Consider the following 5,701-nt stretch of genomic DNA (forward strand, 5'->3'; position numbering starts at 1 on the left):
GGGTGACACGGCCGGGTTGGGCCCCTCGGGGGATGGGGCCCAGCCCGGCGGTGTGACGTGGCTTGGTCGCTGCCGAGCGCTCCGTGTCGACCAGGGCGGCCAGGGCCACCGGGGCGGCGGAGTGGCAGCGGCAGAAGGAGAGTTCACCGGTGTAGCGGTGACGACGCCTCACCAGCAGGTGCGCATGTCCGGGTGCCTGGTCGTCGGGGGTGTCATCGCGGAGGCGTATGCCGAGCATGGCCTAGTCGCAGTGCCGGTCCCCCTTCAGTCCGTGGCCGGTGCGCATGCGCATCCAGGTGCGGCGACGACATGGTTGCGCACGCCACTGACAACGAGGGCTATACGCAACCAGGACGCCTCATGCGGTGGCACGGTGGTCTGCGTGGGCTCCCGGCGCGGCACCAACCGGCTGACTCGACGGTACTGTTTCACCCCGGCCCGCTCTCGCCCTTCCGCTGCGTGCCGGTACGCACTGCAGCGTCGGTCGTGAATCGGTCATGACTGCTGATCGGACCGTTGTCCTGGCTTTCGGTCAGGTCGAGCGAGTCGACCGGCTGCTCGGAGTCGGCGACGGCTTCGGCACCCCGGACGCTGTCGAGACCCGGAAGCTGCTGTCCGTGTGCCGGTCTCTCGCTGAGTTCGGGTACCTGGTCCAGGTGCCGGTGGATGTGACGGGGCGTGTCCTCGTCGCTCTCCCGGATGCGGCACCACCCTGGAGATCTCCCCTGGCAGGCGGTGGAGGAGGCGCAGGACCTCGGGTGTCTGCTGCTGGCCGTCTGCGAGGACGGCGGGCAGTTGGCGGAGATGCTGGCCGACCAGTGCCTCAGGGAGGCAACCCGTGTCTGACCCGGAGCCGGAGCCTCCGAGAGGCACCACGCCGACGGCAGACGACAGGTCGCAACGCCAGCTGAGGACACTCCCTCCCGACGTCCTGGCCGCGATCGTGCACGAGACGATCGAATAAACACCGAGAAGAAGAACCTCAGCGAATTTCGCGCCCAAATTTCATGGACCGCTGCCGGATTTCTTCTCGCCGGGCTCGCGACATGAATCACGATCGGGATCAATGCAGATATGCTCGACCCGCACCCCCCGGGGCGAACCGGCGTCTGACGGCTTGCAGCGCAAAACCAAAATAATCGAGGCTCGGGACGACCTCTCAGAAGGGGCACTCGTCTACACCGCGCTCAGCGACTCAAAAGCAGGCGGCTCGCTACCATTCGAAGCGACCCTCTACGGCAGCGGGGGGCGCAAGCCTATTACCTCAGACGGAAAAGGCGACAAGCCCGCTACCAGTGGCGCCATGATGGGCGCAAAGCTCCACTGTTCAGGAGCAAGCGTTAAATGCGTGAGCAACTCTTCCGAGAAGAAGCCGGTACTGCGCACCCAAGATAACGCCTCATGGTCGTGGACTGTTGATACATCAAAAGCTGGAAAAGCCGTCATCAACTTGACTGTCACCGCATACCTCAACGGCACAGGCACTGTCCTGGAGGAACCCCGGCGAGATGCTGGCTCAAGTCTTCGATCAGGAACGGGACGCCGGCGAACGGCCCGGACAGCGGGCTGCGAGCGCGGCACGGGCGTCGTCGTCGAGTCGGTGGCGGATCGCGTTGATCGTCGTTTCGACGGCGTCGGCACGGGCGATCGCCGCCTGGAGCAGTTCAACCGGGCTCACCGCCCTGGACTTCACCAGCGCGGCCAGCCCGACGGCGTCGTGCTCCCGGTACTCTTCCCAAGCGATCCCCATACGAGGGCTCCCATCAGAGCGATACAGGGGGCCGGTCCGCGGCATGTCCACCATCACGGCCTCGGTCGTTGGCGTCGCGGCCCACGACCTCGCGCAGGTCTCGGCCGGCTGGTCACGACCGGGTCAGGCACTGCGTAGCGATGTTGATCAGCCATGGTCGGAGTCAATACTGTGCCGCAACGGCACACTCACGCTCATGGATACCGGGATCACACCACGCCGAGGTCGAGGTGCGTGTGCGGGCACGCAGGCGGCCCGCTCGTTGCATCGGGTGGGCGCCGGTTGCCACGGACGGGTCGGTGGCTCTGCTGCTCGTCGGGGTTCGAGGAGATCGACATCGCCGACATACATCCCTGACGTCCCCGATCCTCTCCGGGTTGTTGTCGATCAGCCTGGGTCCGGGAAGGTGCCGAGCCGACTGATCGTGTCGGTGATCTTTTCCGTCCATGGCCAGGGGCGGGCGAATCGCAGGCGCCGTTGGCGTGCGGTCGCGATGAGTTCGGCAGAGGCGCAGCACTGCCGCAGCCTCCCGCGGCAGCAGCGACCGGCAAGTCAAGGTCCGTGGCTTCCGGGTCGAGACAGCGTGACGGCGGTGGAGCAGGCCGGGCCGGCACCAGTCGCAGTCACCTCATCACCTCAGCGCTCGCTCCCGGTCTGTTGGATCCAGGACCGGCTTTCGGAGACGGGTCGTGGTCTCGGACATAGACGGTGACTCGCGCCTCGTTGACATGGGGTGTTCCGGACTCGCGGAAGTGGCGCCGCAGGGTGCTTCTTTTCGCTTCCTCCTGCGGTTGGTCGGCGAGTGCGCACCCGCGGCGCGGACCGCGACGATCCGGTCGAATTCCAGCATGCGTGCCGCAATATCCCGGGCGGGAAGCTCGATACCTGCAAGTGTGTTCGACGAAACGGGATCCTGTGCCAGGGCCAGATCCGTCAGGAAACGGGTGTCCTCGGGGTTGGCCGCAGTCAAGATCCGGTGCCGGCCGGAGAGATAGAGCAGCCCGTCGCGGGACGGTCTTCCTTGTGTACGGTGGCGCCGATTGCGGTGACATTATCGCTTCGGCTCTGGAGCGTCCGCAGCGACAGGCTCGGCGGGACGAGCGCGGCCAGTACGGCCAGTACGGCAACCGCCGCGATCCACGCGTTGCGGGAAGAATGCTGCCGCTGGTGGAAGTAATCCATCAAGGCGCCCAGCAGCAACGCGATTCCGATATTGCTGTAGAGCACATACCGGTCGACGAAAAGCGGCTTGACCAGTGAGGCGACCAGCAGCAGGAGGCCCGGAAGCACAAGAATCGGCACAGCCAGCACGGAGAGCCGTACAGGCCCCCTCACCACCCCCAGAGGCGCTCGGGCACACGCCACGCCGACGACCGCCGCAACCAGAAAGTAACGAAGCCGCACCGGTCCGCCGATCCAGGACACCTGCCCCGACTGCCCCGCACTACAGATCGCCAGCGGCAACAGCCCGGCCACAACGCCCGCGGCAGCCACACTCCACGACCTCAGCACCGGTCGTGGAACACGGGAGACGACCAGTGTGACGCCGAGTGCAACCAGGGCGAGGACCGCGAACTCATGGGGCAGACAGGCCAGCAGCATGGTGGAGCCGTAGACCGCCCACCGCCACCGGGCGCGTTGCGGGACGTTGTCCACGAGCGCGTAGGTGGCCCAGGTGACCAGGGCACAGACCATGGCGTACGAGCGGCCTTCCTGCGCGTACTTCTGTACCTGGGTAAGGAGCGGAAACACCAGCCCGGCCAGCAGCCCGGAACGGGGTCCCGCCAGGTGTAGCCCCAGGGACTTCACGAAAGTTCACCCCGACGAGCCGAAATCAGTAAGTAGTTGAACGAAGTGCCCGCCCCGTCGCGTTGCGCGGAAGACTGTCCGACGACCCGATGCCGTTCTCCGGCGGGGCCGCCAGCACCCGCGGCTGCTCCGGTTCCACGCCTCACACGGGCCTGGAGCCGGCGTCGGCGGTCCCGCTGGGGAGCGGCGTGGCGGCGAAGACGCAGTCCGGGGAGACCTTCGATGACCTCGCCATTGCCGTATCGGTCATCCGGCCGGGCCCCGTCCCGGGCCGGCTCCCAGCACCCGCTGCTGCGGCGTCGGCGCGGCGAAGAGCCGGTGACCTCTCCGCGTCCGCTCGCCGAGCGCGCCCTGGAAGCGATGATGGGGGTCGCCCTGTGGCAGGAGCGGGCCATGATGCCGGCGATCGACTGCGCCGGGCTCTCTCCCGGGGGGCGGACCGGCTGCGCAAGGCGATGGCCACCGAGCACGCCCCCCCCGAGAAGGTCGCCGAGCTGCGCGGCTGCCTCCTGGGCGGGATGGCCCACAAGGGGATTCCGCCTGCGGGCGCGGAGCGCATCACCGGCATGATGGAGGCGTTCAGCGGCTACGGGTTCCCGCAGTCTCACGCCCAGTCGATGGCCGGCATCAGATACGCCAGCGCCTGGATCAAGCACTATTACCCGGCCGCGCTGCTCGCCCTGGATCATGGTGCATTTGCTCATGGGCTTGTACGACTCCCAGACCTTGGTCCAGGACGCGAAACGCCGCGGCATCACCGTGCACGGCGTCGACATCCAGGCCTCCGGCGTACACGCGACGCTCGTCCCCGATCCGGTCACCCCCTCCGGCCACCCACTCCGGGCAGCCCGCTATTCGGCGCGGCCTGACCAGCGTCACCGGTCTCGGCGCAGTCGCCGCCCGCACCGAGCGGCCTTTCCAGGACCTGGAGGATGTGGCCCGCCGCACCCGACTGCCCGCGCGGCTGATGGAACCCTTCGCCGCAGCCGGGGCGTTCGACGGCTTCGGCGAGCACCGGCGCACCGCCCTGTGGACGGCCGGCGCCTTCCCCCGAAGTCACCAGCCCTACCTCCCCGCCCCGGCGCCCTGGCGCCCGCCTCCGACCTGCCCGTGATGTCCCCGGCCGAGCAGACCACGGCAGACCTGGCCACCACGGGGGCCGGCGCCACCACCCACCCGGTTGAGCACATCCGCGCCTACCTGGAACGCCGCGGCGCCCTGCCCGCGGCCAAGGCCTGCGTGACAGCTACGAGCGACGGCTGCTGGCTGATGCGGGCCGCGGGCGTCTCATGCGGTGCCTGGCATGACAAGCTGTGCTTGGCACTGCCCGAACCCAGGAGGTCACCATGGCCGCAGAGTCTCGATCACAAGAAGGTTCGGAGTCAGCTGACGCCGAGAGCCCTGTCTTCTCGCCCGACGATGACGGCCCAGACGACCTGAAGCGCAAGTTCCGGGAGGCCCTGGCGCGTAAGCGCGGTATGCAGGCGGCCGCCGCCGACATCGCCGCGAACACCGACGCGTCAAAAATCCGCGGCGCGCACGGCCCGGCTGCGAACCAGCGGTCGTTCCGGCGCAAAAGCGGCGGCTGAGTCAAAAACGGCCGCTGGATGGGTTCGGCAGGCCACGGCCAGGCAGTCATGCCGATGAGTTGGGCGGAGTTGTGGCGTAGCTGACGCGTTTGCTTATTGATCTTGGTTGTGGCCTGGTGTTGCTCAGTTGTGCTGAGCGGTAGGTGTGTTCCGTGGGTGGGGTTTAGGCGGAGTTGGGTGTCCGGCGCCGGAGGATATGTGGGCTGAGCTGGCTGTTTGGTGTTGCGCAGTGTGCTGGGTGGGGCAGCGGTTTTTGCGCGGGGTGGTTGGTGCGCCTATGGGTATGGCGAGTTGTCGGCTGGTGTGCTGGGGCCGGGACAGTTCGGGTGTGTGGGCTGGGTCGGTGGGCGTGCGGGCGTTGCCGGAGCAGGTCGTGGTCGGCGGGTGCGGGGCGGGGGTTCTGGAAGGCGTGCGCGCAGTCCTCGCACTCGTCGACGACGAAGGTGCCGGGCATGCGCTGGAGCAGGTCCGGGGTCGGCTCGCGCGATGCTCCCGTATCCCGAGCCCGAGAGCTGGCTGGACGTCGGCACCGGGTACGGCCGTTTCCCGGCCG

6 protein-coding genes and 1 pseudogene are annotated in these 5,701 nt (G+C 67.9%); 4 read left to right on the top strand and 3 right to left on the bottom strand.

Annotation, left to right across the window (positions count from 1 at the left end; translation table 11 throughout):
- A pseudogene (locus G5C60_RS49045) lies at nt 1–238 on the bottom strand (hypothetical protein); the annotation flags it as partial.
- 440 nt (nt 239–678) lie between these two features.
- Between G5C60_RS49045 and G5C60_RS49050 the strand changes: the two are divergent.
- The gene (locus G5C60_RS49050; RefSeq protein ID WP_165270531.1) at nt 679–846 is read left to right on the top strand and encodes a hypothetical protein; all 168 of its coding nucleotides are present in this window, start codon (nt 679–681) and stop codon (nt 844–846) included.
- Nucleotides 847–1,528: 682 nt separating this feature from the next.
- Here the strand turns inward: G5C60_RS49050 and G5C60_RS49055 are convergent.
- Both G5C60_RS49055 and G5C60_RS49060 read right to left on the bottom strand, forming a co-directional pair.
- Nucleotides 1,529–1,750, bottom strand: coding sequence for a hypothetical protein (locus tag G5C60_RS49055; RefSeq protein WP_206440956.1), 222 nt, complete (start codon nt 1,748–1,750; stop codon nt 1,529–1,531).
- A 966-nt stretch (nt 1,751–2,716) separates the two neighbouring features.
- Nucleotides 2,717–3,559 carry a hypothetical protein gene (locus G5C60_RS49060; protein WP_241267625.1) on the bottom strand — a complete coding sequence of 281 codons (843 nt, stop codon included), beginning with the start codon at nt 3,557–3,559 and terminating at the stop codon, nt 2,717–2,719.
- A 222-nt stretch (nt 3,560–3,781) separates the two neighbouring features.
- Here G5C60_RS49060 and G5C60_RS52905 point away from each other — a divergent pair, with 222 nt between their 5' ends.
- From G5C60_RS52905 to G5C60_RS49070, 3 genes are all read left to right on the top strand, one after another.
- A complete protein-coding gene (locus G5C60_RS52905; protein WP_241267626.1) occupies nt 3,782–4,129 on the top strand; it encodes a hypothetical protein in 348 nt (115 codons plus the stop codon).
- A gap of 295 nt (nt 4,130–4,424) precedes the next feature.
- The gene (locus G5C60_RS52910) at nt 4,425–4,673 is read left to right on the top strand and encodes a helix-hairpin-helix domain-containing protein (protein WP_241267627.1); all 249 of its coding nucleotides are present in this window, start codon (nt 4,425–4,427) and stop codon (nt 4,671–4,673) included.
- 232 nt (nt 4,674–4,905) lie between these two features.
- Complete coding sequence (locus G5C60_RS49070; protein WP_165270533.1) at nt 4,906–5,148, top strand: DUF5302 domain-containing protein; 243 nt, start codon at nt 4,906–4,908, stop codon at nt 5,146–5,148.
- The last annotated feature ends 553 nt before the right edge of the window (nt 5,149–5,701 follow it).

Source organism: Streptomyces scabichelini, from assembly GCF_011045015.1.
GTDB lineage: Bacteria > Actinomycetota > Actinomycetes > Streptomycetales > Streptomycetaceae > Streptomyces > Streptomyces scabichelini.